Annotated in this window: 34 protein-coding genes; 26 read left to right on the plus strand and 8 right to left on the minus strand. The window is 62.3% G+C overall.

All coding sequences use genetic code 11. The features are described 5' to 3' along the window. Positions 1-88 precede the first annotated feature (88 nt). Positions 89-1054 (plus strand): agmatinase, encoded by a 966-nt coding sequence (gene speB, locus FJ424_RS09725; RefSeq protein ID WP_140650957.1) that lies wholly within the window; start codon positions 89-91, stop codon positions 1052-1054. A gap of 34 nt (positions 1055-1088) precedes the next feature. Here speB and FJ424_RS09730 read toward each other — a convergent pair whose 3' ends face one another. The 4 genes from FJ424_RS09730 to FJ424_RS09745 all read right to left on the minus strand — a co-directional run bounded on the left by FJ424_RS09730 (position 1089) and on the right by FJ424_RS09745 (position 3263). Then, positions 1089-1253, minus strand: coding sequence for a hypothetical protein (locus FJ424_RS09730; protein ID WP_140650960.1), 165 nt, complete (start codon positions 1251-1253; stop codon positions 1089-1091). Between the two features lie 23 nt (positions 1254-1276). Next, positions 1277-2044, minus strand: coding sequence for an alpha/beta hydrolase (locus FJ424_RS09735; RefSeq protein ID WP_140650963.1), 768 nt, complete (start codon positions 2042-2044; stop codon positions 1277-1279). A gap of 16 nt (positions 2045-2060) precedes the next feature. Further along, a complete protein-coding gene (locus FJ424_RS09740; RefSeq protein WP_140650966.1) occupies positions 2061-2555 on the minus strand; it encodes a DUF192 domain-containing protein in 495 nt (164 codons plus the stop codon). A gap of 114 nt (positions 2556-2669) precedes the next feature. Next, positions 2670-3263, minus strand: a complete 594-nt coding sequence (locus tag FJ424_RS09745) for a cold-shock protein (protein ID WP_140646193.1) — start codon at positions 3261-3263, stop codon at positions 2670-2672. 259 nt (positions 3264-3522) lie between these two features. On the opposite strand from FJ424_RS09745, the gene gloA reads away from it, so the two are divergent. Both gloA and FJ424_RS09755 read left to right on the plus strand, forming a co-directional pair. After that, positions 3523-3963 carry a lactoylglutathione lyase gene (gene gloA / locus FJ424_RS09750; protein WP_140650969.1) on the plus strand — a complete coding sequence of 147 codons (441 nt, stop codon included), beginning with the start codon at positions 3523-3525 and terminating at the stop codon, positions 3961-3963. A 222-nt stretch (positions 3964-4185) separates the two neighbouring features. Then, on the plus strand, positions 4186-4473 hold the full coding sequence (locus tag FJ424_RS09755) for a DUF2218 domain-containing protein (RefSeq protein WP_140646131.1): 288 nt from the start codon (positions 4186-4188) through the stop codon (positions 4471-4473). A gap of 89 nt (positions 4474-4562) precedes the next feature. Here the strand turns inward: FJ424_RS09755 and FJ424_RS09760 are convergent, their stop codons facing one another. Together FJ424_RS09760 and ilvA are read right to left on the minus strand one after the other, a co-directional pair. Then, entirely contained in the window at positions 4563-5123 is a 561-nt protein-coding gene (locus FJ424_RS09760) for a DUF1697 domain-containing protein (RefSeq protein ID WP_140650972.1), read from the minus strand. Continuing rightward, entirely contained in the window at positions 5120-6376 is a 1257-nt protein-coding gene (gene ilvA, locus FJ424_RS09765) for a threonine ammonia-lyase IlvA (RefSeq protein ID WP_140650975.1), read from the minus strand. The genes FJ424_RS09760 and ilvA overlap by 4 nt, the downstream gene beginning before the upstream one ends. Positions 6377-6609: 233 nt before the next feature. Between ilvA and FJ424_RS09770 the strand changes: the two genes are divergently transcribed. Both FJ424_RS09770 and FJ424_RS09775 read left to right on the plus strand, forming a co-directional pair. Further along, complete coding sequence (locus FJ424_RS09770) at positions 6610-7686, plus strand: alpha/beta hydrolase (RefSeq protein ID WP_140650978.1); 1077 nt, start codon at positions 6610-6612, stop codon at positions 7684-7686. 103 nt (positions 7687-7789) lie between these two features. Next, positions 7790-8953 (plus strand): alpha/beta hydrolase, encoded by a 1164-nt coding sequence (locus FJ424_RS09775; protein WP_140650981.1) that lies wholly within the window; start codon positions 7790-7792, stop codon positions 8951-8953. Between the two features lie 6 nt (positions 8954-8959). On the opposite strand, the gene ade is transcribed toward FJ424_RS09775, so the two are convergent. Next, the gene (ade, locus tag FJ424_RS09780) at positions 8960-10777 is read right to left on the minus strand and encodes an adenine deaminase (protein WP_140650983.1); all 1818 of its coding nucleotides are present in this window, start codon (positions 10775-10777) and stop codon (positions 8960-8962) included. 158 nt (positions 10778-10935) lie between these two features. On the opposite strand from ade, the gene FJ424_RS09785 reads away from it, so the two are divergent. Next, positions 10936-11604, plus strand: coding sequence for an outer membrane protein (locus tag FJ424_RS09785; RefSeq protein ID WP_140650986.1), 669 nt, complete (start codon positions 10936-10938; stop codon positions 11602-11604). A 245-nt stretch (positions 11605-11849) separates the two neighbouring features. Here FJ424_RS09785 and FJ424_RS09790 read toward each other — a convergent pair whose 3' ends face one another. Further along, positions 11850-12077, minus strand: a complete 228-nt coding sequence (locus FJ424_RS09790) for a hypothetical protein (RefSeq protein ID WP_140650989.1) — start codon at positions 12075-12077, stop codon at positions 11850-11852. 480 nt (positions 12078-12557) lie between these two features. Here FJ424_RS09790 and FJ424_RS09795 point away from each other — a divergent pair, with 480 nt between their 5' ends. The 20 genes from FJ424_RS09795 to FJ424_RS34305 all read left to right on the plus strand — a co-directional run bounded on the left by FJ424_RS09795 (position 12558) and on the right by FJ424_RS34305 (position 26523). Beyond that, complete coding sequence (locus tag FJ424_RS09795) at positions 12558-12989, plus strand: very short patch repair endonuclease (protein ID WP_140650991.1); 432 nt, start codon at positions 12558-12560, stop codon at positions 12987-12989. A 5-nt stretch (positions 12990-12994) separates the two neighbouring features. Further along, positions 12995-14164: a DNA cytosine methyltransferase gene (locus FJ424_RS09800; RefSeq protein ID WP_140650994.1), complete on the plus strand. Its 1170-nt coding sequence runs from the start codon at positions 12995-12997 to the stop codon at positions 14162-14164. Positions 14165-14167: 3 nt separating this feature from the next. Then, on the plus strand, positions 14168-14749 hold the full coding sequence (locus tag FJ424_RS09805) for a GIY-YIG nuclease family protein (protein ID WP_140650997.1): 582 nt from the start codon (positions 14168-14170) through the stop codon (positions 14747-14749). Positions 14750-14865: 116 nt separating this feature from the next. After that, positions 14866-17364, plus strand: a complete 2499-nt coding sequence (locus FJ424_RS09810; protein WP_140651000.1) for a DNA-directed RNA polymerase — start codon at positions 14866-14868, stop codon at positions 17362-17364. Between the two features lie 84 nt (positions 17365-17448). Continuing rightward, positions 17449-17649: a hypothetical protein gene (locus FJ424_RS09815; RefSeq protein WP_140651003.1), complete on the plus strand. Its 201-nt coding sequence runs from the start codon at positions 17449-17451 to the stop codon at positions 17647-17649. Positions 17650-17893: 244 nt separating this feature from the next. Continuing rightward, positions 17894-18160 carry a hypothetical protein gene (locus tag FJ424_RS09820; RefSeq protein WP_140651006.1) on the plus strand — a complete coding sequence of 89 codons (267 nt, stop codon included), beginning with the start codon at positions 17894-17896 and terminating at the stop codon, positions 18158-18160. Continuing rightward, the gene (locus tag FJ424_RS09825) at positions 18157-18531 is read left to right on the plus strand and encodes a hypothetical protein (RefSeq protein WP_140651009.1); all 375 of its coding nucleotides are present in this window, start codon (positions 18157-18159) and stop codon (positions 18529-18531) included. Before FJ424_RS09820 ends, FJ424_RS09825 begins: the two co-directional genes overlap by 4 nt. After that, positions 18531-19130, plus strand: a complete 600-nt coding sequence (locus tag FJ424_RS09830; protein ID WP_140651012.1) for an RNA ligase family protein — start codon at positions 18531-18533, stop codon at positions 19128-19130. Before FJ424_RS09825 ends, FJ424_RS09830 begins: the two co-directional genes overlap by 1 nt. Then, entirely contained in the window at positions 19127-19255 is a 129-nt protein-coding gene (locus FJ424_RS34300; RefSeq protein ID WP_281405430.1) for a hypothetical protein, read from the plus strand. The genes FJ424_RS09830 and FJ424_RS34300 overlap by 4 nt, the downstream gene beginning before the upstream one ends. A 28-nt stretch (positions 19256-19283) precedes the next feature. Further along, positions 19284-20096, plus strand: a complete 813-nt coding sequence (locus FJ424_RS09835) for a DUF2815 domain-containing protein (protein ID WP_140651015.1) — start codon at positions 19284-19286, stop codon at positions 20094-20096. A 3-nt stretch (positions 20097-20099) separates the two neighbouring features. Then, positions 20100-20585, plus strand: a complete 486-nt coding sequence (locus FJ424_RS09840) for a hypothetical protein (RefSeq protein WP_210239402.1) — start codon at positions 20100-20102, stop codon at positions 20583-20585. Then, entirely contained in the window at positions 20582-20818 is a 237-nt protein-coding gene (locus FJ424_RS09845; RefSeq protein ID WP_140651018.1) for a hypothetical protein, read from the plus strand. The genes FJ424_RS09840 and FJ424_RS09845 overlap by 4 nt, the downstream gene beginning before the upstream one ends. A gap of 15 nt (positions 20819-20833) precedes the next feature. Then, a complete protein-coding gene (locus FJ424_RS09850; RefSeq protein ID WP_140651021.1) occupies positions 20834-21013 on the plus strand; it encodes a transmembrane 9 family protein in 180 nt (59 codons plus the stop codon). A 202-nt stretch (positions 21014-21215) separates the two neighbouring features. Continuing rightward, positions 21216-21716 (plus strand): hypothetical protein, encoded by a 501-nt coding sequence (locus tag FJ424_RS09855; protein ID WP_140651024.1) that lies wholly within the window; start codon positions 21216-21218, stop codon positions 21714-21716. Next, positions 21716-21880 (plus strand): hypothetical protein, encoded by a 165-nt coding sequence (locus tag FJ424_RS33540; protein WP_181181954.1) that lies wholly within the window; start codon positions 21716-21718, stop codon positions 21878-21880. The genes FJ424_RS09855 and FJ424_RS33540 overlap by 1 nt, the downstream gene beginning before the upstream one ends. After that, complete coding sequence (locus tag FJ424_RS33545; protein ID WP_181181955.1) at positions 21868-22020, plus strand: hypothetical protein; 153 nt, start codon at positions 21868-21870, stop codon at positions 22018-22020. The genes FJ424_RS33540 and FJ424_RS33545 overlap by 13 nt, the downstream gene beginning before the upstream one ends. Next, the gene (locus FJ424_RS09860; protein ID WP_140651027.1) at positions 22021-23661 is read left to right on the plus strand and encodes a toprim domain-containing protein; all 1641 of its coding nucleotides are present in this window, start codon (positions 22021-22023) and stop codon (positions 23659-23661) included. A gap of 428 nt (positions 23662-24089) precedes the next feature. Beyond that, on the plus strand, positions 24090-26036 hold the full coding sequence (locus FJ424_RS09865) for a DNA polymerase (protein WP_210239403.1): 1947 nt from the start codon (positions 24090-24092) through the stop codon (positions 26034-26036). A gap of 161 nt (positions 26037-26197) precedes the next feature. Then, a complete protein-coding gene (locus FJ424_RS33960) occupies positions 26198-26398 on the plus strand; it encodes a hypothetical protein (RefSeq protein ID WP_246677196.1) in 201 nt (66 codons plus the stop codon). Next, positions 26398-26523, plus strand: coding sequence for a hypothetical protein (locus FJ424_RS34305; protein WP_281405431.1), 126 nt, complete (start codon positions 26398-26400; stop codon positions 26521-26523). The genes FJ424_RS33960 and FJ424_RS34305 overlap by 1 nt, the downstream gene beginning before the upstream one ends. Positions 26524-26532: the final 9 nt, after the last annotated feature.

Consider the following 26532-nt stretch of genomic DNA (forward strand, 5'->3'; position numbering starts at 1 on the left):
CATACTCCCGCTGGGCTTTGCCCCTATGCCTGAATTCCAGGCCCTGCGATCACTACGGAACGTGAACCGCTCCGGAATGGCCGCCAGCATGGAAAACAGCTTCCACCAACCCGTCGACGCCGCGCAGGTACCGCGATTTGCCGGGCTTTCCACCTTCATGCGGCTGCCGGCCGTACCGACCGCGAAAGGGCTGGACATCGCCCTTGTCGGGATTCCATGGGATGGCGGCACGACCAACCGGGCCGGCGCGCGCCACGGCCCGCGCGAAATCAGGAACCAGTCGAGCCTGATGCGTCGCGTCCACCACGTCTCGGGAACCGAACCGTTCAGCATCGCCAATGTCGCCGACGTAGGCGATCTGTCGGTTAATCCCATCAACCTACTGGACGGGTTGAAGCGCATCGAGGACGGCATTGCCGCGATCGTGGCGGACGGTGCCCTGCCGCTGGCCGCCGGCGGCGACCATCTGACAACGCTGCCGGTTCTGCGGGCCGTGGCCCGCAAGGCGCCTGTTGGCATGGTTCACTTCGACGCGCATTCTGACACCAACGATCGTTACTTCGGCGACAATCCCTATACGCACGGAACGCCTTTCCGCCGCGCGATCGAGGAAGGGCTGCTCGACCCCAAGCGGGTTGTCCAGATCGGCATCAGAGGCTCGATCTACGAGCCCGGCGAGCACGAATGGGCAACGTCACAGGGCGTGCGCATCATCTATATGGAAGAGTTCGTCAGACGCGGCGCCGCTTCCGTCATGCAGGAAGCGCGCGATCTTGTCGGCGACAGCCCGACCTATGTGACGTTCGACATCGATTGCATCGATCCGTCCATGGCCCCCGGCACCGGTACGCCGGAACTCGGTGGCTTCACGACGCGCGAGGCGCAGGAGATGGTTCGATTGCTGGACGGATTGAATTTCGCCGGCGCCGATGTCGTTGAGGTCGCGCCTCCGTTCGATCTTGCCGGCATGACGGCGCTGGCCGGCGCAACGATGATGTTCGAGCTGCTGTGCGTCATGGCTAGATCCCTCGCCGACAGGAGAGCCCGCGGCTAGGGCGATTCCAGCAAAGGCGCGCAGCGCCTTCCGACTAATCCGGAAAGGTCTCGATCCTCTCGGCGTAGCCTCTGAATCCCGCGCGCCCGTAAACCGACTGGGCAGCCGGATGATCATAGGTATCGGTGTGAAGCCAAAGCCTTTGCGGGCCGTGCGACCACGCCGAGCGCAACGCCCGGTCGAGCAGGAACGGCCCCAATCGCTTTCCTTGAAAAGCCGGGCTTAGAGCGGGTTTTCGGCGTAGAACTCGAGCACGCGCTGCTTGAAGCTTTTGTCGCCGACGGCGAGCATGTGGTCACGTCCTTCGATGTGAAAAGCCCTTGCGTTCGGCATCAGCGCCGCAAGTTCGTCCGGCGAACCGCCGATGTCGTCCTTCGTGCCGACCGCGATCAGGGTCGGCTGGGCGATGCGCGCCATGTCGTCCTCGCTGAGCAACTCGCGCGACTTCGCGATGCAAGCCGCGAGCGCGCGACGGTCGCTGCGCGTCTGGTCGGCGAAAGCGCGGAAGGAGCGGCCGCGCGGGTGCGTGGTTTGGGACGGATCTTCCGCCAACAGGGCCGCCGCGATCGGATCCCAGTCGCCGACGCCGTCGACCATGCCGATGCCCAAACCGCCGAACACCAGCGTCGCCACCTTCTCCGGATCGGAGAGCGCCAGGAAAGCCGAGACGCGCGCGCCCATCGAATAACCCATGACATGGGCGCGCTCGATACCGAGATGATCGAGCAGCGCGGCCGCGTCGGAAGCCATCTTCTGCGGCGTGTAGTCGGCCTCGTCATAGCTCTTCGACGACGAGCCGTGGCCGCGATGGTCGAAGGCGATCGCCCGGTAGCCGGCGTCGTTCAGCGTCTTGAACCAGCCCGGCGAGACCCAGTTGACATAGTGGCTGGAGGCAAAGCCGTGGATCATCAGCACGGGGCCGCCCTGCCCCGAGGCCGGCTGGCGATCGAGATAGGCGAGTTCGAAACCGTCATGGGAAAAGAACTGCATCGGCAGATTTGCTTTTTCAGTTGGCGCCAGTGCCAATAGCCGGGTGGCGCAATAGATCGCCTTCCTTGATGCCATCCCGGGCGGCTGTGCCGGCCTTGAGTTCGAGCACGAAGCGCACGGGTTGTCCCGGCGAGATGATCGCTTCGGATTCGGGCTCGCCGCGCTTGATGGCTTTGATCCTGCCGTCCTGGCCGATGAAGATGAGGTCGAGCGCCATCGGCGTGTTCTTCATCCAGAAGTCCACCTCATCCGTTCTTTCGAAGACGAACAACATGCCGTGATCGTCCGCCATGGTCCGGCGAAACATCAGTCCCGCCTCGCGTTCGGCGGAGGTATCGGCGATCTCGATGGAGAAGGAACGCTCGCCCGAACCGGTCGACACCACAAGCGGCGTCCGGTCGACCGGCAGCAGCATCGCATCCGCCGAACTCGGCTTCGCAGCGATGAAACAGGCGGCGAAAACGATCGCGGCGCAGAATACGCCCGCGGTCAGCCAATTGCGATGAGCCATGGGTTACCTCGTCCAGACGCTCGTCCTAAACCATGATCCGGACAAGTGGAACCGGTTTTCGGACAAGATGGTCGCGCCGCGGCAAAGGGACCTTTCGACTGCGTCGAGAAGCCCTCAGTGCGAGACCGACAAGGTGCCCATATCGGGGTGGATTTCGGCGGCCATAAGGCCTTTGTCGCCGCGTCCGAAGCGGACGAGCACGACCTGCCCGGGCCGGAGCTCGGTTATGCCGTAGCGCCGCAGCGTCTCCATGTGGACGAAGATATCTTCTGTCTCCTCGCCCCTCGTCAGGAAGCCGAAACCCTTGGTGCGGTTGAACCACTTGACCAAGGCCCGCTCGAGGCCGCTCTCCGGGTTGACGGTAACGTGGGTGCGCTGTTCCTGCTCTGCCGGGTGGACAGCCGTCGAGGCATCCATGGAAAGGACGCGGAAAGCCTGCAAGCCGCGCTCGCCCTGTTTGACCAGGCAGACGACCCGCGCGCCCTCGAGCGCCGTCTGGAAGCCGTCCCTTCGAAGACAAGTCACATGGAGGAGAATATCGCCCGAGACGCCGTCGTCCGGAAGAATGAAGCCGTAGCCCTTCGCCACGTCGAACCATTTGATAGCGCCGGCGATTTCGACAAGCTCGGCGGGGTCGCCGCCATTGTCCCGCTGCAAGGCGTCGTCAAGGCTTCCGTCCCGCCTCGTAAAAGAGGCTTTTTCCCCCATAAGAATGCCCCCCTTTTCAACTGAACCGCAACTGATTCTTGCCAAGAGATTAACACTGCGACTTCCGGGGTGTGCAAGGGCTGACGTGCCTTTTTTCACCGTTCAGCACCGGAAAGGCTGAAATGTCGTTTGCCGGCGCTTCCGGAATCCGAAATCGCAAGGCCTGAAATCGATCGCGCCGCCGCTATTGTCGGACGATTGCCCTTTCCCCGGACGGCCCCTATGGTGCCCCGCAACCCAACACTTTGAGGAAGCCGCCATGCGTTACCTGCACACAATGGTCCGCGTCGCCGATATCGACCAGTCGCTCGATTTCTACTGCAACAAGCTTGGCCTGAAGGAGGTGCGCCGCTACGAGAACGAGCAGGGCCGCTACACGCTTGTCTTCCTCGCCGCGTCGGAAGACGAGCAGAGCGGCATCAATGAAAAGGCGCCGCTGGTCGAGCTGACCTACAATTGGGACCCGGAAGACTATAAGGGCGGCCGCAATTTCGGCCATCTCGCCTATGAGGTCGATGACATCTACGCCACCTGCCAGAAGCTGATGGACAATGGCGTGACCATCAATCGTCCGCCGCGCGATGGCAACATGGCGTTTATCCGCTCGCCGGACGGCATCTCGATCGAACTGCTGCAGAAAGGCCCGGCCAAGGCCAAGGCCGAACCATGGGCCTCGATGCCGAACACGGGGGCTTGGTAAGGCGCGATCCGGCGCCGATTTGACCGGCGACCGCCAGAGCAATTCCAGGAAAAGTGTGGGCGGTTTTCCGTTCGGAATTGCGTCAAAACAAAGAGATAGAGCGGTTCGCCGTTTCGGCGAAACGGTGGACCGCTCTGGCATTCCGCCAGGCCTTGCCTATCTATCTGCAACTGGCGCCAGCCTCATCCAGGCTGGCGTTTCTTCATCCGCCAGGAGAATTTCATGCCGATCAGCCGCGCCGATGTCGCCACCGAACATGCCAGCCGCTACCTGCAGCAGCTCTGCAAGCACTGGTCGCATAAATTCCCGGTCGAGTTCGACCCGCAGCACGGCGCCATCCAGCTCTCGATCGGCCGCACCGTGATGGACGCCGACGACAAGGCCCTGCACATCGCCCTGGCCGCCGACGACGAAGCTTCGCTGGGGCGGCTGGAGAGCGTGGTCGCCGACCATATCAAGCGCTTCGCCTTCCGCGAGGAATTGAGCTTCGACTGGCAAAAGGCCGCTTAAGTTCCGAAGCAATTCCAGGAAAAGTGCTTCGCGGCTAGGCTCGGCGACTTCGTCGTAGCCTTCCGTCCGGAATTGCGCACAATGATTGGTCAGCCGCCGGCCTTGCCGGCCATTTCGAGCAGCGCCATCACACTGCGCCAGTTGCGTGCCGTGCCCGGCACCTTCAGCGTGCGCGCAATGAGATTGGCGAAGACCGATTTGCCGAGCCCGTCCGGCGCATGCAGGTAAAGCACGTCGCCCTTGATCTCGAAGCGTTCGGGGCCGGTGCATTTGTCGGAGAGCCGCTGTGTCTCCTCTGCGGTCGGCTCGCGCTCCAACGCATAGGCATGGAGCTTGGTCGGTTCGCCGGCGACCTCGGGATAGGGATTGTCCTTCACCAGCCGCTCGAACCAACCGGCATCGCGCACCATGATGCGCGAATGAAAGCCCCATTTCTTCTCGAAGGCCGCCTCGATCTTCCTGGTCAGCGTCGCCGCATCCTCCTTCTTCGCCCGGAACACGACATTGCCGCTCTGCACATAGGTCGCGACGTCGGCGAAACCGAGGCTTTCGAAGAAGGCCTTGAGCTCCGCCATCTTGACGATGCGGTTGCCGCCGACATTGATACCGGAAAACAGCGCGACGAAGACCGTGCTTTTTTTTGCGCTCATATGATGAACCCCGCCAGCGTCTCGTTGTCGGTGATATCTTGATATTGCACGCCTTCGGCGTCGAAATTGGCCTTCAGCAGGTCGAAATTGCGCCGGTCCTTGGTTTCGATGCCGATCAGCACCGAACCGAAATTGCGTGCCGACTTCTTCAGATACTCGAAGCGGGCGATGTCGTCGTCGGGGCCGAGCATTTCGAGGAAATCGCGCAGCGCGCCCGGCCGTTGCGGGAAGCGGATGATGAAATACTTCTTCAGCCCCTCGAAGCGCAGCGCCCTCTCCTTTACGTCCGGCAGCCGCTCGAAATCGAAATTGCCGCCGGAGACGACAGCGACAATGGTCTTGCCCCTGATTTCCTTGCGCGAAAAATCCTTGAGCGCGTCGATCGCCAGCGCTCCGGCAGGCTCCAGCACGACGCCCTCGACATTGAGCATCTCGATCATGGTGGCGCAGAGCCGGTTCTCCGGGACGAGGCGGACGGCATCGGCGGTGAAGTCCTTGAGATGGCGCAACGGCTCGCGGCCGATCTCGGCCACCGCGGCGCCGTCGACGAAATTGTCGACCTTGGCGAGCTTGACCCGCTTGCCGCCGGCAAGGCTCTCACGCAGGCTTGGCGCGCCCGCCGGCTCGCAGAACACGAAGCGCGGATCGCGATGCTGATCGGCGAAATAATGCGTCACCCCGGCAGCCAGTCCGCCACCGCCGACCGGCAGCATGACGATGTCGGGCACGCGGGCGCTCGGCATCTGGGCCGCGATCTCGTAGGCGACCGTCGCCTGGCCCTCGATGATGTCCTTGTGGTCGAAGGGCGGCACCATATGCGCGCCAGCGGCTTCCGTGAATTCGAAGGCGGCGCGATAGCAATCGTCGAAGAAGTCGCCGACCAGCCTGATTTCGACGAAATCGCCGCCGAACAGCCGCGTCTTGTCGATCTTCTGCTGCGGCGTCGTCACCGGCATGAACACGACGCCCTTCTTGCCGAAATGGCGGCAGACGAAGGCAAAGCCTTGGGCGTGATTGCCTGCCGAGGCGCAGACGAACAGTTCGGCATTGTTGCCGGCGGCGAGCGCCTTGCGGAAGAAGTTGAAGGCGCCCCTGATCTTGTAGGAACGCACCGGCGTCAGGTCCTCGCGCTTCAAAAGGATGCGGGCGCCTGTCTTCTTCGACAGATAGTCGTTCTCCTGCAGCGGCGTTTCCGTGAAGATTCCGCGGATCGCTTCGGCGGCCACGGCTACGCGGGCGGAAAAGCTGTTCACTGAAAGTCCCTCGTTTCGACAGTCGGCACGCGGCAGAATGGCAATGACCCGTGCCGGCAATCTTCCTGCCGCCGTTTTGGCTTTCGCGCAACAGTGCGATGGCCGCCGCCCGACACTGAGCCAATTTCCGCTGGACACGACTTACTTTAGCCGCACTTCGGCTGTCCGGGAGGTTTTCGCGGAGGTGGACGGCCAATCGTGGCCGGAATGGAATTGCCAGTGAAAGTGTCGACGTGCGGTTGAAGACAATTCTGATCATTGCCTTTGCCCTGCTGATAGCAGGCTGCGCGGGCCACCAGACGCAGGAAATCCTGGGCAGCGTCGTCGTGCCGACGACGGCGACCGAGATCGCGGGCAACCACTCGATCTTCATCGCCACGACCCGCAAGCGCTCCGACGACCCGAACAAGGTTTTTGACGGCGAACGCTCGGCGACGCTCAACTATGCACGTGTCAACGTCACCGTTCCCCCCATTCACCAGACCGGCCAGATCGAGCGCCGTTCGCGCGGCAAGTCGAACGACCCGACGAAGTATTTCATGGCCTCCGAAGTCGTCGGCTACGACACGCAGCCGAAATTCGCCAGCGCCCTCAACGCCGACATCGACGCCCGCGGTGGCCGCGTCATGGTGTTCGTCCACGGCTACAACACCGGCTTCGACGACGCCGTCTACCGACTGACCCAGATCGTCCACGATTCCGGCTATCCGGGCACGCCGGTGCTGTTCTCCTGGGCTTCCGGCGCCAAGACCACCGACTATGTCTATGACAAGGAAAGCGCCGCCGCCGCCCGCGACCAGTTGGAGGTGACGTTGCGGATGCTGGCGCAGACCGGCGCCCGGCGCATCGACATCGTCGCCCATTCGATGGGAACCTGGGTGACGATGGAGACGCTGCGCCAGCTCGCCATCACCGGCGACCGCGATCTCAGCGGCAAGCTCGGCGACGTCGTGCTTGCCTCGCCCGACATCGATGTCGACGTCTTCAAGAGCCAGATGCGCCGCTATGGCAAGCCGGACAAGCCCTTCATCCTGCTCCTGTCGGACGACGACCGGGCGCTGAGGCTCTCCGGCCTGATCGCCGGCTCGCGGCCGCGTGTCGGCGATTATCGGGATGCCGCCGATCTCGCCTCCTACGGCGTCACCGTGGTCGACCTTTCCAAGGTCAAGGGCGCTGACAGCTTCAACCACACCAAATTCGCCGACAATCCGATGATGGTGCAGATGATCGGACAGCGTCTGCGCGAGGATGACGGCTTTGCCAGCGATCGCGACGTGACCGACCGCATCCGCCAGCTCGCCACGCAGTAACCGTATCGGTGCGGGTTTCCGCGCATGGACTTTGAACTGGACCCGGCAGCCCTGTGGCTTTATCGGAGTAATAGAGAGGTTTGCCGCCCTTGGGGGACCCCGGGTGACTGTGCATGTGAAGATCGTTGTCGGCCTTGCCTTCACGCTCGCCCTCGCCGGCTGCGCCGGTCCCACGCATGACCTGCTCAACCGCAAGGCGGTCGCGGCGTCTGCCTCCGACATAGCCGGCACACACGAGATCTTCGTCGCCACGACCCGCCAGCAGGCGACCAAGGATCCGCGCCAGGTCTTCGACGGCGACCGTTCGCTGACCACCCTCTATGCCCGCGTCGACGTCACCGTGCCGAAGATCCATCAGGTCGGCGCGATCGAGCGCGCCAAGGGCTCGGCCGACTCTAACCCGGCCAAGCAGTTCACCGCCACCGATGTCGTCCACTATGGCGACGCGCGGCAATTCGCCAAGGCGGTCGGCGCCGACATTTCTATGCGCGGCGACCGCGCCTTGGTGTTCGTGCACGGCTTCAACAACGGTTTTGACGACGGCATCTACCGCATCACGCAGATCGCGCACGACACCAAATATCCGGGTACGCCGGTGCTGTTCTCATGGGCGTCGAGCGCCAAGGCGACCGGCTACATCTACGACAAGGACAGTTCGACCGCCGCGCGCGACGACCTCGAGGCGACGCTGCGGATGCTTGCCAAGACGAAGGTCAAGAGCATCGATATCATCGCCCATTCGATGGGGACCTGGCTGACGATGGAGGCGCTGCGCCAGCTTGCCATCACCGGCGACCGCGATCTCAATGGCAAGCTCGGCTACGTCATCCTCGCCTCGCCCGACATCGACGTCGATGTCTTCAAGAAGCAGATGATCCGCTACGGCAAGCCCGACAAGCCTTTCGCCATCCTGCTTTCGGGCGACGACCGGGCGCTGAAGCTGTCGAGCTTCATTTCCGGCGACAAGCCGCGCGTCGGCGACTACGGCAACGCGGCCGATCTCGCCAATTATGGCGTAACGGTCGTCGACCTGACCCAAGCCAAGGGCGGCGACGGCGGCCTGAACCATGCCAAATTCGCCGACAACCCGATCCTGGTGCAACTGCTGGGCAACCGGCTGCGCACGCCGGCCGGGCTTGCTTCGGACGAGCCCGACCCGGCGCAGCTCAACAATATCGGCCAGGGCCTTGGCAAGGCGGTCGGCTCGGTCGCCGAGGTCGTCATCACCACGCCGTTCAAGGTGCTGACCATCGCCACCGGCGGATGACTTGCCCTAGATAAAAAGATCGACCTTCTGGAACGTCGTCACGTCGACAAGGCCGACGTCCGAGATCCTGAGTTCCGGAATGACCACTAGCGCCAGCAGCGAGTGCTGCATATAGGCGTTGTTGAGCGAGCAGCCGACCTTGCGCATCGCCTCGGTCAGTTGCTCGGCCTTGGCCGCGACGATCTCGGCGCGTTCGTCGGACATCAGGCCGGCGATCGGCATCTCGACCAGCGCCAGTTCCTTGCCCTTGGAATAAAGCACGACGCCGCCGCCCACCTCGCTCAGCCGGTTGACGGCCAAAGCCATGTCCTCCTTGTTGGTGCCGACGACGATGATGTGGTGCGCGTCATGCGCCACGCTGGACGCCATCGCGCAGTCTTTGACATAGCCGAATCCGGAAACGAAGGCGTTGGTGACGCCGCCGGTGCCGCGATGCCGCTCGACCAGGGCGATCTGGCAGATGTCGTTGCGGCGATCCATGGCGACCAGCCCGTCCTCGACCGGCAGGTCGGCTTCCAGAGCGCGCGTCGGCGCCTGGTTCTCGATCACGCCGATCACCCGCGCCCGCACCTCGTTGGCGCCCTGCGGCGCGGGAATGTCGAAGTCCTTCGCCGCGAGCTTCTTGCCGAGCTTGACCGTGTTCTTCGCCGATTGCGGATAGTCATAGGCCGCAATGTCGACCTCCAGCTTGCCGCCCTTCGCCAGCCGGACGCCGCGGGCATAGACCTCGTCTATGGTCATCTGGGCAAGGTCCGAAACGATCAGCAGATCGGCGAGCCGTCCGGGCGCGATGGAGCCGATCTCGCGCTCCAGCCTGAAATGCTGCGCGGTGTTGAGCGTCGCCATCTGGATCGCGGTCACCGGCTTCAGGCCCTGGCTGATGGCGTGCCGCACCACCCGGTCCATATGGCCTTCATGCACGAGCGTGCCGGAATGGCTGTCATCGGTGCACAGGATGAAGCTACGCGGGTCGATGCCGCCTTCCGTCACCGCCTTGATCTGCGCCGCGACGTCGTACCAGGCCGACCCCAGCCTCAGCATCGCCTTCATGCCCTGGCGCACACGCGCGATCGCATCCTCGGCACGTGTGCCTTCATGGTCGTCCTCCGCCCCGCCCGCGACATAGCCATGGAACGGCAGGCCGAGATCAGGCGATGCATAATGCCCGCCGACCGTCTTGCCGGCCTTGACCGTCTCGGCGATCTCGCCCGACATCACCGGATCGTTGGCGGCGACGCCCGGGAAATTCATCACCTCGCCGAGGCCGATGATGTTTTCCCAGGTCATGGCCTCGGCCACGTCGGCGACCGTCAATTCGGCGCCGGCATGTTCCAGCCCCGGCGCCGAGGGCACGCAGGACGGCATCTGCACGTGCACGTTGATCGGCATCGCGACCGCCTCGTCATGCATCAGCCGCACGCCCGGCAATCCAAGCACATTGGCGATCTCGTGCGGGTCGATGAACATCGAGGTCGTGCCGTGCGGGATGACCGCGCGGCAGAACTCCGTCACCGTCACCATGCCGCTCTCGACGTGCATGTGCGCGTCGCAAAGGCCGGGCACCAGATAGCGCCCGCCGGCATCGACGACCTTCGTCCCCTGCCCGATGGCATGACCGGCGTTCGGCCCGCAATAGGCGAAACGGCCGGCGGCGATCGCGATATCGGTGCCGGGGATGATCTCGCCCGAATGGACGTTCACCCAGCGACCGTTGCGGATGACCAGATCGGCCGGCTTTCGGCCCATCGCGACGTCGACCAGATGTGTCGCCACCTCCGTCCACGGCTTTGGCTTTGCGGCGCTTGTCGGCTTGGCGTTCGTCATCGGCGAGTCCTCTGCATGGGCCACTTTGGCAAATGTCGGCGTCCGGAGCCAGAGCGTCAGGTCGTAAACCACTGTTGCAGAGATGCAATTCCGTTTCGTGGCGAATGGAGCTAGTCTGTTGCGAGGAGTTGTTCGAAACCGCCATTTCGGAGCGCTCGATGCGTCGACTGACGTTCGCCAGTGCCGGCTTTCTTGCCCTGCTGTCCGGATCTGCCCGGGCGGCGGATCTGGGTAGCGATCTGCCGATGACCGCAGCCGGCTTCGACTGGACCGGCTATTATGCCGGCATGCAGGCCGGCTATGGCTGGGGCCGGTCCGAAATCACCGGCGATGATGGCGGCCCATTTTCGGTGAAGCCCGACATCAACGGCGGTTTCGTCGGCGGCCATGTCGCGGGGCTCTGGCAGTTCGACCAGGCTGTGATCGGCGCCGAGGCCGATCTCAACTACGCCTCGATCGACGGCACCGCCGACACCGGGCCGGGAAACACATTCGGCACCGACGTCAAGTGGTTCGGATCGATCAATGCCAAGGCCGGCTACGCCATGGATCGCGTGCTGATCTATGGCATCGGCGGCGTCGCTTTCGCCGGCATCGAAACCTCGCAGGCGGCGGCAGGCTCGGCCTTTGCCCGAACCCGCACCAGCACCGGCTGGACGCTCGGCGCCGGCGTCGACTATGCCTTGACCAACAATGTCGTCGTCGGCGCGCAATACCGCTACTACGATTTCGGCAAGGAGCATTTCGATGCGCCGGACACCTTCGCCGACCGCGATCAGGACGTGAAGCTGCAGACGCTTGGCGTGAATTTCAGCTATAAGTTCTGAGGCTTGCGGCGCCGCGACGATGCGGAACACCCCTCCCGCATCTCTTGAAAATTCAGGTGGCCGGCGCCCGCAGGGGGCGGGGGGAATGGGTAGGGGCCTGATAGACGCCGGCCTCGGCGGATCGATCCGCCGCGTGGCCAAACCTAGCGCTCCTTCAGCAATCCGTAATTCCGCGATCGCGCCACTTTGCCACCTAGCGGACGAACATGGCTGATATGCTTCGCCGAAAGGTTGCGGGCGACCGGTCAGGATCGGCGCGAGACGGTCTTTCCCTCCGGCATCGCCTCGAGGCATTCCTCCAGCCGCCGCAGCCGCACTTTTTGCCAGCGCAGCGTGTGCGCGACTTCATGCAGGTTCCATTTGGCCTTCGAATTGGCGGCCTCGATCAGTCCCCGCTCGAGCCGATCGATCTCGGAGCGCAGCTGCCGCGCCTCCGCCTCCCGTAGCCCTCTGATCCAGCCCGCCCCACGCATGGTTCCACCATCAAAGCCGGCCACATGCTCGCAGACAAACGCTAATGAGATCGGTTTGGAGAGCTTTGTATTTTAAACATCACTAATATTAAACCTACGCGATGGCCGCCCGCGCAAACTGCGGACGATCGGAAACATCGCTTGACGGCTCATATCAGGCATTTGAAAAGGGGCACGCCTGCGGACGTGGCGGAATTGGTAGACGCAAGGGACTTAAAATCCCCTACGCCCCACCTCCGGTAGCGTATCTACCCCTAGAAACACACCTAATTCAACGCTTCCAGTCCCAGTCTGGAGCCTCGATACAAGCACCTCCCTTAGCGGAGGGGATTTCGTGACACGGGCCTCCCGTGACACGCCTCTTGTGACATTGTGACATAGCAGGAGAACCGACCGTGAACACGCCCATCCACATCAATCTGCAGGCGGGCACGGACAACGCGTTGAGTACTGCGCCAAGGTCCGTATGGTGACTCAACCATGGACACCCTGACGAAAGAGCAACGAAGCTGGACGATGTCTCGCGTACGAGACCGCGATACGAAACCTGAATGGATCGTCCGACGGATGGTTTATGGCATGGGATTTCGCTATCGAGTTCATCGGCGGGACCTGCCAGGACGGCCCGACTTAGCCTTCATATCTCGAAAGAAGGCGATCTTCGTTCACGGTTGTTTCTGGCATTCCCATGCTGACGGGACGTGTAGCGCTGCCAAGATGCCGGCGACAAATAGGGACTATTGGCAGGCAAAATTGAAACGTAATACGGAGCGGGACGCGGAGGCGATCAGCGCGCTCCACCACCGTGGCTGGCAAACCTTAACGGTCTGGGAATGCTGGTTGAAGGATAAAGAGCGGACGTCTAAGATTCTCAAACGATTCTTGGCCGGTCACGGGGAGACGGAAGGGTGACAAGGATGCGGCCGAAATTTTATGAGTTCTTTGCCGGCGGTGGAATGGCACGCGCAGGCCTTGGGCCTCAATGGACGTGCCTGTTTGCGAACGACTTCGACTCCATGAAGGCCGAAACCTATGAGGCCAATTGGGGCTCCGATCATTTCACCTTAGGTGACGTCGCAAAGATCGCGGTTTCGGATTTGCCAGGACAGGCTGACTTGGCATGGGCGTCATTTCCTTGCCAAGACTTGTCTCTGGCGGGCAACTACGCCGGCCTCGGAAATGCCGCCTCCGCCGTTATGACTCGATCTGGAACGTTCTGGCCATTTTGGGCACTGATGAAGGCCCTTCAGAATGATGGCCGAGCGCCACGGTTGATCGTGCTTGAGAACGTCATTGGTGCGCTAACTTCACGTCAGGGTCGTGACTTTGCCGCTATTGGCGCAGCTCTCTCAGATGCCGGATATCGCTTTGGTGCTCTCGTGGTGGACGCAGTTAAGTTCGTCCCACAGAGCCGCCAAAGGGTGTTCTTCATCGCTGTCCATTCAGACTACGCGGTTCCTGCAGAATTGACGGAAAGAGAGCCTTCTGACGATTGGCACCCTCGTCCACTTCGGGAAGCGCATGCTGGGCTCTCGGCCTCCGCCAAGAAGAAGTGGGTTTGGTGGCGTTTGTCGTCACCACCAGCGCGCAATACCGTGTTGGCTGACCTTATCGAGGACCGCCCGAAAGGCGTCAGATGGCACTCTGAAGCTGAAACCAAGCGTCTCCTCGGTCTCATGTCGCCACTCCATTTGGCTAAAGTGGAGAAGGCTCGAGCCCGTCGACACAAAGTCATCGGGAGCATTTATCGTCGGACCCGGCCAGGGCCGACCGGAGAGAAACAGCAGAGAGCCGAGGTGCGCTTCGACGACGTTGCGGGCTGCTTACGCACTCCGCGAGGCGGATCGAGCCGTCAGACAATTCTCGTAGTTGAAGGCCAGAGGGTTCGGTCACGTCTGCTTTCCCCTCGGGAGGCCGCAAGGCTGATGGGCTTGAGCGATGACTACATACTCCCCAACCGGTACAACGACGCGTACCACGTCGCTGGCGACGGTGTTTGCGTTCCGGTGGTGAGGCATTTGGCTGACAGCCTTTTGGAGCCAATCCTTGCCGGAGCGGCCCACGACACCCTCCTCGCTGCCGAGTAGGCAATGGCTATCGACCTGCCCTTTCGCCGCAGGGCGGTTCGAACGCTAACGAACCGGGTAGGTTGCTACGTTCTATGCGACCTGGATCAAGTGCCCATCTACGTGGGCCAATCCACCGATGGGATAAGGTCCCGGGTGAACCGTCATTTGACCTCTGCCCGCTCAGATATTATCGCCAATCGACAAATCGACGTCTGGGAGATCGCGTGGGTCTGGGCATACCCGGTAGATACTCGCGATCAAATCAATCCGCTCGAAGATGCGCTGTTCCACGAGTTTCATGGCAAGTCGGCCTTGATGAATGGAACTGTGCCGAAACCACCAGCCGCAACATTCGTCCTGCCTAAACCGGCCCAAGTTGTTCAGGTGATGGCCGATGAGGAGATCGCTGAAAAACGAGATCCCGCCCTTCGCCTTCCAAGGCAGGCGGAACATTACTCACAGATTGTGGGTCATTTCCTAGCGGTAAAAAATTCAAAGGAAATCGCAGGCGCTATCAAGGCCCACTTCGAGCGACTGCATAGATACCACCGGCAGCTCCTTGGTCTCGCGGTGGAAGTTGAAGGCGACGATACCGATCACTAGGTCGACTAAGGCCGTCCCGCAGAGCGAAATCCCGCCTCTGCCCTGAACCAATCCAAACATTTCCGTTCAACAGCGCTCGCCCCAAAAGGCGAGATTGAAAACCTGCGAGGCATTAATTGACGCACCACGACCATCTCCTCCAACGGCAGATCGAGCTGGAGATCGACATGTCCGGCCTTGGTCGGGACCGCTACCTCTCTCGCGTAAGAAAGAACGTCGACAAGGAGCGCGGCTACGAGACGGACACCGGGCGCTGCATCCTTGAGAGCGCAGTCGACCCGGTTGCCCTAGGCGTCAGGGCCTATGTCGAAGACATCATGGCCGGCAATCCCAGGACCCGCGCGGTGGCCTTCCGGCTGATCAAGGACATGGACTCCCACGTCGTCTCCTACCTCGCCTGCCGGGCTATCCTGGGCCGCATGATGAAACCCCGCGCCCCGGTGCTAATGACGCTCGCCGTCTCTGTCGCCCGCGCGGTGGAGCTGGAGGCCCGCTTCAGCGAGTTCCGCAAGCAGGACCGGGAGCGGTTCGACTGGCTGCTTAAGGGGCTGTCTGACGACGGAGCGACCGAGCAGCACAAGGCTACGGTCCTGACCTACGCCATGGGCAAGTCGAACATCCCCTGGGATCGCTGGAGCCGCACCGACATGGTCCACCTTGGGATCAAGCTGGTCGAGCTGTTCTGCGAACACACCGGGCTCGCCATGATCCAGCAGGCGTCCGAGGGTGGCGACAAGAACGCCCCGAGGGACCAGTATCTCGTCCACATGACTGAGCGCGCCTCGGCCTGGATCGACCAGTCCATCCGAGGTGGCGAGCATCTGTTCCCCGACTACCTCCCGATGCTGATCCCGCCGAAAGACTGGACCGGGCTCTCGGGTGGCGGCTACTTCACGGACCTCGACCGACCCCTCCAGCTCGTCCGCAGGGGCAACAAGAAACAGGTCGAGCTGCTCAAGCGGAAGCTCGCCGAGGCGCAGCACCGGAACGTCCTTCTGCGTGGTCTCAACGCCATCCAGCGGACACCCTGGCAGATCAACCAACGGGTCCTCGACGTTATGACCGAGATGGCCAAGTCGAAGGAAGGCATCGCTGGCCTCGTGCCGGGCGACAGCCCCAAGCCCGACCGACCCATCGGCATCCCCGAGGGGGTCGACGTCAAGACCCTGCCCGAGCCTCTGCAGAAGCAGTTCAAAGAGTGGAAGTGGGCAGCCCGCGACGTCTACACGCTGAACCTCCAGCTTCGCCAGGATCGTCTCTATCAGGAGACCCTCCTCGGGCTGGCCGACAGGTTCCGCGACGAGCCGGCGATCTACTTCCCCCACAACCTCGACTTTCGTGGTCGAGCCTACCCGGTCCCCTTGGTCCTGCACCCGCAGGGCAGTGATCCGGTCAAGGCACTGCTGCGGTTCGCCGAGGGAAAGCCTCTCGGGGAAGACGGCGCGCGCTGGCTGGCCATCCATGGGGCGAACACGTTCGGGGTCGACAAGGTCGACATGCACGACCGCATCAAGTGGGTGAAGGACAACGAGACCAAGATACTCGATTGCGCCGACGACCCCTTCGAGTGGCGCTGGTGGACCGAGGCCGACAAGCCCTGGTGCTTCCTCGCGTTCTGCTTCGAGTGGGCTGCGTTCATGGCCGACAGGGTCAACTTCGTCTCGCACCTTCCCATCGCGCTCGACGGCTCATGCAACGGGCTCCAGCACTTCTCGGCCATGCTCCTCGACGAAGTCGGCGGCAGGGCGGTGAACCTGATCCCGGCAGACAAGCCGCAGGACATCTATCAGGTGGTCGCCGACCGCGTGATGGTACAACTGCGTCTTATCGTCTCCGGTAACGGATCTGATGCTGAAAGGGAGCGATGGGCCTACGAGTGGCTGACCATGGGCATCGACCGCAAGGTCACCAAGCGCCCCGTTATGGTGCTGCCCTACGGCGGGACGCCACGGTCGTGCCTGAAGTATGTCGACGAGGCAGTGAAGGCCAAGATCGCCGGCGGCTACAAGCACAACCTCGGCGACGAGCTGAAGAAGGCCATCGGGTTCCTGGCGAGCCTTGTATGGGACAGCATCGGGGACGTCGTGATCGCCGCCAGGGAGGCCATGGGATGGCTTCAGAAGACGGCCAGGGTGATGGGCAAGGACAACCTTCCGATCCACTGGACGACGCCCTCCGGCTTCGTGGCGTTCCAGAGCTACGTCGACATGAAGCCTCGCCGGATCAGGACCGCTATCTCTGGAACCATGGTCAAGCTGAGGGCCTACGACGAGACGGACCTGATCGACACCTCGAAGCAGGCCACCTCGATCAGCCCCAACTTCGTCCACTCTATGGATGCGTCGGCGCTGTTCCTTACGGTCGACGAGTTGATCGACCACGGCATCACGGCGTTCGCCATGATCCACGACAGCTATGGCACCCACGCCTGCAACACCACCCTGCTCGCCTCCACCCTGCGGGCGGTCTTCGTCAACATGTACCAGGGCGACCCGCTCACCGCGTTCCGTGACGGGATCATCAGCAACCATCCCGGCGTCGAGCTTGATGCCCTTCCGACAAAAGGAGACCTCGACCTCAACCAAGTCCTCAACTCCGACTTCTTCTTTGCCTGAATGCCTCCGTTAAGGGATTTGTTCCTGAAGCGGAGACTAAGGCCCCCACTAGCCCTACGAAACATTCTCGAAGGATTTCACACGATGCAGAACATCACGATCCGCATGGGCGCTGCCCACCAGGACATCACCGTTGGCTCAGTCAACATCGACCTTGCCGCCGCCTCCAAGACCGAACGCTACGAGGTCCGCAAGACCTTGATCGAGGGCCTGAAAGAGAAGGGCTACTTCGGCAAGAAAGAGCAGCGCAAGGCCCAGTTCCGCAACCGGAGGGCTGCAGCTTGAGCCCGGTCGATATCGCCGCCGTCGTCCTCCTCCACTTCGCCAGCTTCTGGTTCGGCTGGGTCCTCGGAGGGCTGCTGTTCAAATGAGCCCTCTCGAAGGCGTCCTGCTCGCCAACCTCCTGGCCATCGACATCGGCGTCCTCGTCGCCGTCTGGTGGTTCCTCACATGAGCATCGAATGGGCCACGGCGCTCGTCGCCCTCGCGATGTTCCTCCTCTTCATCTCCGCAAACTGGAAAGACCCACATGCCCCGGCTTAACCGTGACGTGTTGAACACGGCCACACCCCGCGACGTCGCCATGGCGTCAATGACCATCCTCGACCGCCTGCAGGACTTCCGCCCCGAGATACAGATCATGGGCGCTGCAACGGTCTTCCTCACCCTCGCAGACCACCTCGGCATTCCTGCTCAGGAAGCCTTCACGGTCACCAAGAACCTCATCAACGGAGACGACGGCAAGCGCGCCGAGTTCCGTGGCATCGACGCGTACATGAAAGGCGAACTGGCATGAGCATCTACTCCAAGAACGACTATGCCCGCTGCATCGACGCCACCGGCACCAGCCTGACGGTTGGCAAGCTCTACCGGGTTCAGAGCTTCCATTCAGGTGGCAGCTACAACCGCATCCTGATCGACAACGATAAGGGCTGGTCGGCCAAGTACAACGTCCGTCGTTTCGAGAAGGTCGAGGCCAAGACGGGTAAGGCCAAGCCGGCGACCCCGTTCGGCCAGGTCAAGGCGGTCACCGTCAACAAGTCCGACGTCCACCACATGCTGACCTTCTATGTCCAATCCGTCTTGGGCATCAGGGCCACGGTCGAGAAGATCGTCGACAAGTTCCCCGAGGCCGTGGAGCTGGTGCTGAAGCAGGAGGCCGCATAATGGACTTCCTGCCCTTCCCCAAGCTCACCCGTCTGGCCAAGTTCAGCCAGCACTGCACGATCACCGAGAAGATCGACGGCAGCAACGCCCAGGTCGTGATCACCGACTGCCAGTCCAGCAACTCGCTCAAGGACGTGGTCGCCAGCATCAACGGTTGGCACATCCGCGCCGGCTCCCGTAGTCGCTGGATCACGCCCGGCAAGGAGACCGACAACTTCGGCTTCGCCGGCTGGGTCCACGACAACGCCGAGGAACTGACCAAGCTCGGTCCCGGCCAGCACTTCGGTGAATGGTACGGCGGCAAAATCCAGTGCGGCTACGGTCGCTCCGAGAAGCGCTTCGCCCTCTTCAACACCGACCGCTGGGGCGCTCACAACCCAAACACGCCGGCCTGCTGCGAAGTCGTGCCGGTCCTCTACCAGGGGCAGTACTCCGAGAGCGTGGCCGACATGGCCATGGAACATCTCGCGGAGAACGGCTCCACCTTGGTGCCTGGGTTCATGAAGCCCGAAGGCATCGTCGTCTACCTCCGTGGCCCGAGGGTCCTCCTCAAGAAGACCTTCGAGTTTGATGGTGGCAAATGGCAGGCCGCAGCATGAACCCCAAGCTGACCGCCGCCATCCTCCTCTGGAAACGCGGACAGGTGATCCCTGTCGACCTAGCCTTCCAGCTCTCCGCTCTGGGCTTCGACGTTGAGGCCCTCGAACGCCGTTATTCCGTCTGAACATCTCCGAAAAAGGACCTACTACTGCATGGCAACTGATACCAAGAAGAAGCTCCCGTCGTTCACCACCACCCGTGGCACCTTCGTCTATCCGAAGCTGAACGAGCCCGACTACGGCAACAAGGACTACCCCAAGCCCGATGGCGAGTACTCGCTGAAGTTCCGCATGTCGAAGGCCGACGCCGACGCCTTCGTCAACCGCAAGGTCAAGCAGGGCAACGAGGAGTTCTCGCTGCAGTCGCTCTACGAGGACGCCCTTCGTGACGCCGAGAGCCAATTCGCTGAGCTGAAGGTCGAGAGCCGTAAGAAGCTTGGCTCGGTCAAGCCGAACGACCTCTTCACGGTCCTGTACGATCAGGAGACCGAGGAAGAGACCGGCGACGTTGAGTTCAAGTTCAAGATGAAGGCCTCGGGCGAGTTCAAGAAAGGCCCGAAGGAAGGCCAGTTCTGGACCCGTCGCCCCGACCTGTTCGACGCTCGCGGTGCCAAGATCAAGGGCATCCAGAAGCGCGACAATAAGGGCAACCCGATCAAGGACAAGGCTGGCAAGCCGACGTTCACCTTCCCGAACATCTGGGGTGGCACCATCGGCAAGGTCTCGTTCGCGACCCGCCCGTACTTCGTGGCCGGCACCGCTGCCGCTGGCCTGACCCTGATGCTGGCCGGCGTCCAGATCATCGACCTCGTGTCTGAGGGCGAGCGCTCGGCCAACAGCTACGGCTTCGGCGAGGAGGAAGGCTACGGCTACGATCCCGAGGATCAGGTCGAGGAAAGCCAGGGCGAGAACACCTCGTCCGACGAAGGCACCTCCGATAAGCCCGCAGGCGAAGACGACTTCTAAGCCTTGCCGAGACCGACATACCCGAGGCGGACCTCGAAGCGGCAGATCGCTGTCGCCAAGGGGTTCCGCTCAGGGCTCGAAGATGTGGTGGCGGGAAAGCTGGATGATGCCGGCGTCCCCTACACCTACGAGAGCTTCAAGATCACCTACGAGGTGCCTGCCCGACTGGCGAAGTACACACCGGACTTCCGCTTGCTCGACAACGGCATCATCGTGGAGACCAAGGGGCAGTTCGTCACTGCCGATCGCCACAAGCACAAGCTGATCAAGGAACAGCACCCGGAGCTAGACATCCGGTTCGTGTTCAGCCGCTCGGGCACCCGCATCTCCAAACAGTCCCAGACCACCTACGCCATGTGGTGCCAATCACAGGGCTTCCTCTACGCCGACAAGTCCATCCCGCAAGCCTGGATCGACGAGCCACCGACAGCCGGTCGCGTGGAGGCACTGAACGCAATCCTCAACTCCCAAACGAAGGTCAAGAAATGAGCATCCTCTCCACCGTCATCAACTTCATCAAGCGCACCCCGTCGACCTCGAAGGCCCTCGCCGGCTTCAACAAGGCCATCGCCCAGCTCGACGCCGTCGTCGCCCACCACAACGTCAAGGCCGAGCTGCTCGACGCCGAGATCGCGGTGAAGGTCGCCGCCCAGACTGCCGCCCGCGATGCCGCCGCTGAGGCCGACAAGGTCGCCAAGCGCATCCGCAAGATCGTCGCCTAATCGGAGAACCATCACATGAAGATCGCCGCACTCGCCTACCTCGTCGCCATCATCGCCGCCATCGCCGGCTGGGTCCTCAACTTCGTCGCCGTCGTCCACCTCGCCTCGGCTGACGCACCGTTCACCACCATGGGCATCCTGCGCATTGTCGGCATCCCGGTCGGCATCCTCGGCGCTGTCCTCGGCTGGTTCTGATGAAGCGCCTTCCGGCAGCAGCGCTGCTCTCCCTCGTGGCCCTCGCCGGCTGCGATGGGGAGCGCGCCCCTACCCAGACACCTGAACCGGCAGTCACCCAGGAGGACAGCGGTCCTCACATGTGCATGCCGTGCGTCGGCCCTCACATCACCATGGGCGGTAAGCTCAAGGTGTTCTCATTCGGCCCCGGCGTCGGCCTCTGATGGAAATCGATAGCAAGGCTTGGACCGGTCGAGAGGCCGGTTCCAAGTCCTATCCTTCGGTCACCGAGCTGATCGACAAGTACCTTCCGCGCAAGACCCAGAACGAGGTCTACGCGATGTCCCGGGTCTACGAGGCCCGGATCACCGACCTGATGCGGACCATCCACGACTATCACCTCCGCTGCGAGGCGATGGCCAACCACATGGATGGCATGGAGAAGGAGTACTATGGCAAGGTCGCCATCCCGGTCAGCTATGGGCTGCTGGAAAGCGACATGTACGTCAGCCCGATGGACATGACCCGCACGATCCAAGTCGAGTGGCGTCCTGATCCGCAGCGTCTGCGCTACGTCATGCGAGACGACTACCGGATCAACGAGCAGGACACACCCCACCTCTACGAGACGGTCTGCCGGCAGTTCGAGGAACGTCTCAAGGCGCACCTCATCCCCAAGCTGCGGGCTGAGTTCGGCAAGCTCTACGCCATGAGCCGCCGCTGATGGACCGCGAAGAGGCAACCAAACGTCTCCGCGAGCTGCAGGGTTCAGGGGACACCGAGGGTGCCCACAGCCAAGCCGACCAAGTCCTCTGCGATCTGCTCACCGAGCTGGGCTTCGCAGAGGTGGTCGAGGAATGGCAGGAGGTGCCCAAGTGGTACGCCTGAGCTACCTCGACGTCTACCGCCAGGAGGCCACCCGCGCCTTCCTCGAACGGTGGGATCGGATGAGCCCAGAAGAGCGGGCCGCATACATCCGCATGACCAGCCAACGACAGCAGTTCCAGAACGACCCGCCGCAAGGCTGAATGCCCGAAACCGATAGTGAGTTCCTGCGCAAGGAGCCCTGCCCCAACTGCGGCTCCCGCGACAATCTCGCCCGGTACACGGACGGCCACGCCTATTGCTTTGGCTGCCGCCACTACGAACCCGGAGACAACGATTTGACCGACCAAGCCGAGGCTGCAGAGCCCCGGACAACAGACTTCGTTCCCCTGGGCGAGCCCTCCGATTGGGCAAGCCGAGGCATCAACCTCGAAAGCGCGCAGAAGTGGGGCTTCACCCGTTCGACCCTGAACGGACAGCCCGTCCGCTTGTTCAACTACCGAAACAGCGCGCAGCAGCTCGTCTGGCAGAAGATCAGGTTCCAAGGAAAGGACTTCCGCTCGAAGGGCGCGAAGGACGACATGTGCCTCTATGGCATGTGGCTCTGGCGGGACGGCGGCAAGCGTGTCGTCATCACCGAGGGCGAGCTGGACGCGATCTCTCTCAGCCAAATGCAGGGCCACAAGTGGGCTGTCGTCTCGGTCCCCAACGGGGCTGACGGCGCGGCCAAGGCGCTGCGGAAGAACCTCCAGTGGCTGGAGCAGTTCGAAGAGATCGTCCTCATGTTCGATCAGGACGAGCCCGGCCAGAAGGCGACCGACGAATGCAAGGTGATCCCGTTCACGCCGGGCAAGCTGCGCATCGCCACGCTGCCCCTCAAGGACGCCAACGAGATGCTCATGGCGGGCCGCGTCAAGGAGACCATCGACGCCATTTGGGGTGCCAAGGTCTACCGGCCTGACGGACTCGTCAGCATCGACGACATCCTCGAAGACGCTCTGGAAGATCCAGTTGTGGGCCTCCCCTGGTGCTTCGAGGAGCTGACGAAGCTCACCTACGGTCGCCGCCTCGGCGAAATCTACGGCGTGGGTGCTGGCACGGGCATCGGCAAGACAGACTTCCTGATGCAGCAGATCGCCTTCGACGTGAACGAGCTGCAAGAGGTGGTCGGCGCGATCTTCCTCGAACAGAAGCCGAAGGAGACCGCCAAGCGAGCTGCAGGCAAGTTCGCCGGCAAGCGCTTCCATGTGCCTGACGGCAGTTGGACGAAGGACGAGCTACGCCGCGCGCTCGAAGAGATGCGGGGCAAGGTCTACTTCTACGACAACTTTGGCCAGACCGATTGGGAGTTGGTTAAGGGGCACATCCGCTACATGGCGGTGAGCCTCGGCGTCCGCATCTTCTACCTCGATCACCTCACGGCGCTCGCGGAAGAGACCGAGGAGCTGAACGGGATCATGAAGGAGCTGGCGGGCATCGCCAACGAGCTTCAGATCATCATCACCTTCGTCAGCCACCTCGCGACCCCAGACGGGAAACCTCACGAGGAAGGCGGACGTGTCATGATCCGCCACTTCCGTGGCTCCCGAGCGATCGGCTTCTGGTCGTTCTTCATGTTTGGCCTGGAGCGGGATCAGCAGCACGAAGACCCGATCATCGCGCAGACGACGATCTTCCGCATCCTCAAAGACCGCTTCACCGGCAACGCGACCGGCAAGACCATCAACCTTGGGTTCGAAAGCGAGACCGGACGCCTGTTCGTTCGCGACGACGACCCCTTCAAGGACAAGGACGCCAAAGAGCATGGGTTCTCCAACGAGGCCGATGACGAACTCCCGTTCTAGCGCCGGCTTCTGGCTGGCAATGATCTTCATCTGGTGGGTGGCTCTCTTCTGCCCGCCAGCTCACTCTGATGAGCAACCCCAGCAGCCGCAGAGGCAATGCCTCGTCGACACCAGTCCGGTCGGCAGCCAGAACTTCTTCCTGCCCTGCTCGAAGGTCGAGCCCAGCGTCTACCCCATGGTTTGGTACTGGGAGGGCCAGGACGTCTGACCTTCGATCACACAAACAATGACATCCCCTCGGCGCTGGTCGTCCGGCGCGAGGGCTCCCGCCTCATCCTCCAAGGCAGAACTGCCAGCATCGTCCTGTTCGCGGAAGCGTGGAGGGACGTTGTGGGCGCAATTCAAGAGGTAATGCAATCCACCCCACCACCCTCGTCTTCGACATCGAGACGAACGGACTGATCCCAGAGATGACCACGATCCACTCGTTGGTCATCAAGAATACCGAGACCGGTGAAATCTGGTCATGTGACGATCACCGCAGCCGCAACGGCTACTTCGTTGACGACGGGCTGAAGCTCCTCATGGAGGCTGACGTCATCGTCGGCCACAACATCCAAGACTTTGACATCCCGGCCATCCAGAAGGTGCGCCCGTGGTTCAAGCCGAAAGGCAAGGTCCGCGACACCCTGATCATGTCCCGCCTCATGTACGCGGACATGCTCGACGCCGACTTCCGGCAAGAGAAGCGCCTCGGCATCGGGAAGTGGATCAACAAGAAACTCATGGGTCGCCACAGCCTCGAAAGCTGGGGCCAGCGCATGGGTATCTGGAAGGGCGACTACGGCGAGATCATGAAGGCGGCTGGTGTCGCCAAGGGTCTCAAGGGCCAGGAGCTGGTCGACTTCGTCTGGGGCTCATGGTCCCAGGGCATGCAGGATTACTGCGAGCAGGACGTCGAGGTCACCGACCGGCTCAGGATGAAGCTCGTCAAGAAGGGCTTCTCGGAAGAGAGCATCCAGCTCGAACATGACGTGCGCCGCATCGTGGCCCGTCAGGAGGCCTACGGGTTCAAGCTCGACCTCCGCAAGGTGCAAGAGCTGCACGGCACCCTGGCGCAGCGCAAGGCCGATCTGGAGAAGATGCTCCAGGCCGAGTTCAGGCCGTGGTTCCGCAACCTCGGGCCGAAGACCCCGACCGCCGACCGCAGCGTCTCCCAGAAGCACCTGAAGCCCATCGGCTACGAGAAGAACCGCAAGGGCGAATACAAGCTCGACAAGGACGGCAACCGCAAGCCGATCTGGCCGAAGTGCCACTACTCGACCGACGCTCCCTACACCGAGGTCAAGCTGCTGCCGTTCAACCCCGGCTCGCGGCAGGACGTCGCCAACCGTATGAAGCACCTGTTCGGCTGGAGGCCCACGGAGTTCACCTCCGATGGTCACCCGAAGGTCGACGACGAGACGCTTAAGGGCCTCTCCTACCCGTCCGCGAAGGTGCTGTGCGAGTACTTCATCGTTCAGAAGCGCATTGGCCAAGTCGCCGAGGGTAAAGAGGCCTGGCTCAAGCACGAGGTCAACGGGCGCGTCCACGGCAAGGTGGCAACGAACGGCGCGGTGACGGGTCGCATGACCCACGCCAAGCCCAACATGGCCCAGGTCCCCGGCCTGCACGACAAGAAGACCGGCGAGAAGCTTCCCTACGGCTACGAGTGCCGTGAGTGCTGGACCGTCGGAAACGGCAAGAAGCTCGTCGGCTGTGACGCGGATGCGTTGGAGCTGCGCGATCTGGCCGGCTACATGGCTGCCTACGACGGCGGCGCGTACATCAAGACGGTTCTCGAAGGGAACAAGGCCGCTGGCACCGACATGCACACCCTCAACGCTGCGGCGCTTGGGTGTAGCAGAGACACGGCCAAGACGTGGTTCTACGCCTTCATCTACGGCTCCGGTGACGAGAACCTGGGCAACATCCTCGGGGTCACCTCGTCGAAGCAGAAGGCCATCGCGGCTGGCAAGCTCTCCAGGGCGAAGTTCCTCAAGGCACTTCCGGCGCTCGGCAAGCTGTCCGAGGCGGTGGCTCGCAAGGCCAAGACCCAGGGCTGGATCAAGGGTCTCGACGGTCGCATCCTCATGGTGCGCTCGGCACACGCCTCCCTGAACACCCTCCTGCAGTCCGCAGGGGCGATCCAGATGAAGCGCGCCCTGGTCATCCTAGACAACAACCTTCAAGCGCTCGGACTGGTCCCCGGCGTCCACTACGAGTTCGTCGCGAATGTTCACGACGAATGGCAGATCGAGGTCGATGAAGACAAAGCAGAGCTGGTGGGGAAGACGGCGCAGGACGCCATCCGACTTGCTGGCGAGTACTACAAGTTCCGCTGCCCTCTCGCAGGCAACTCCGTCGTGGGAGCGAACTGGGCAGAGACACACTAAGGCCCCCCTGAATGCACCCGGTCACGTCTACATCGCAGTCAATGCGGCGTGGCCGGGGCGCTGCAAGGTCGGACTCGCCAAGGACCTTAAGAACCGCCTTCGGCAGATGAATACCAACGACCCCGAGAGGGGTTACCGCTTCCATGAGACAAGGGAATTTGATGATCGCAAACAAGCTGAAGCAATTCTTCACGAGCTGCTGGCTGGCTATCGCATCGCCGGCACCGAGTGGTTCGACTTACATCCAGACGATGCAGCCGGTTTGCTACGGGGGCTCCATCGCCGGACAGCTCAAATGGGCCGACCGGAAGGCGATGCAGGAGACCCTGACTGACAAGTACGGCATCAGGGAAATCGACTGATGTTTCACCGCCTCCTGTGCTGGCTTGGCTGGCACGAGGACGAGACCGTCGCTTGGTACGATGGTCCATACACCAAGGTCTACGCCACCGGCTGCAAACACTGCGGCGGCATAAACCCGCGCTAAAGGAGAACG

This window comes from Mesorhizobium sp. B3-1-8, from assembly GCF_006439495.1.
Taxonomy (GTDB): domain Bacteria; phylum Pseudomonadota; class Alphaproteobacteria; order Rhizobiales; family Rhizobiaceae; genus Mesorhizobium.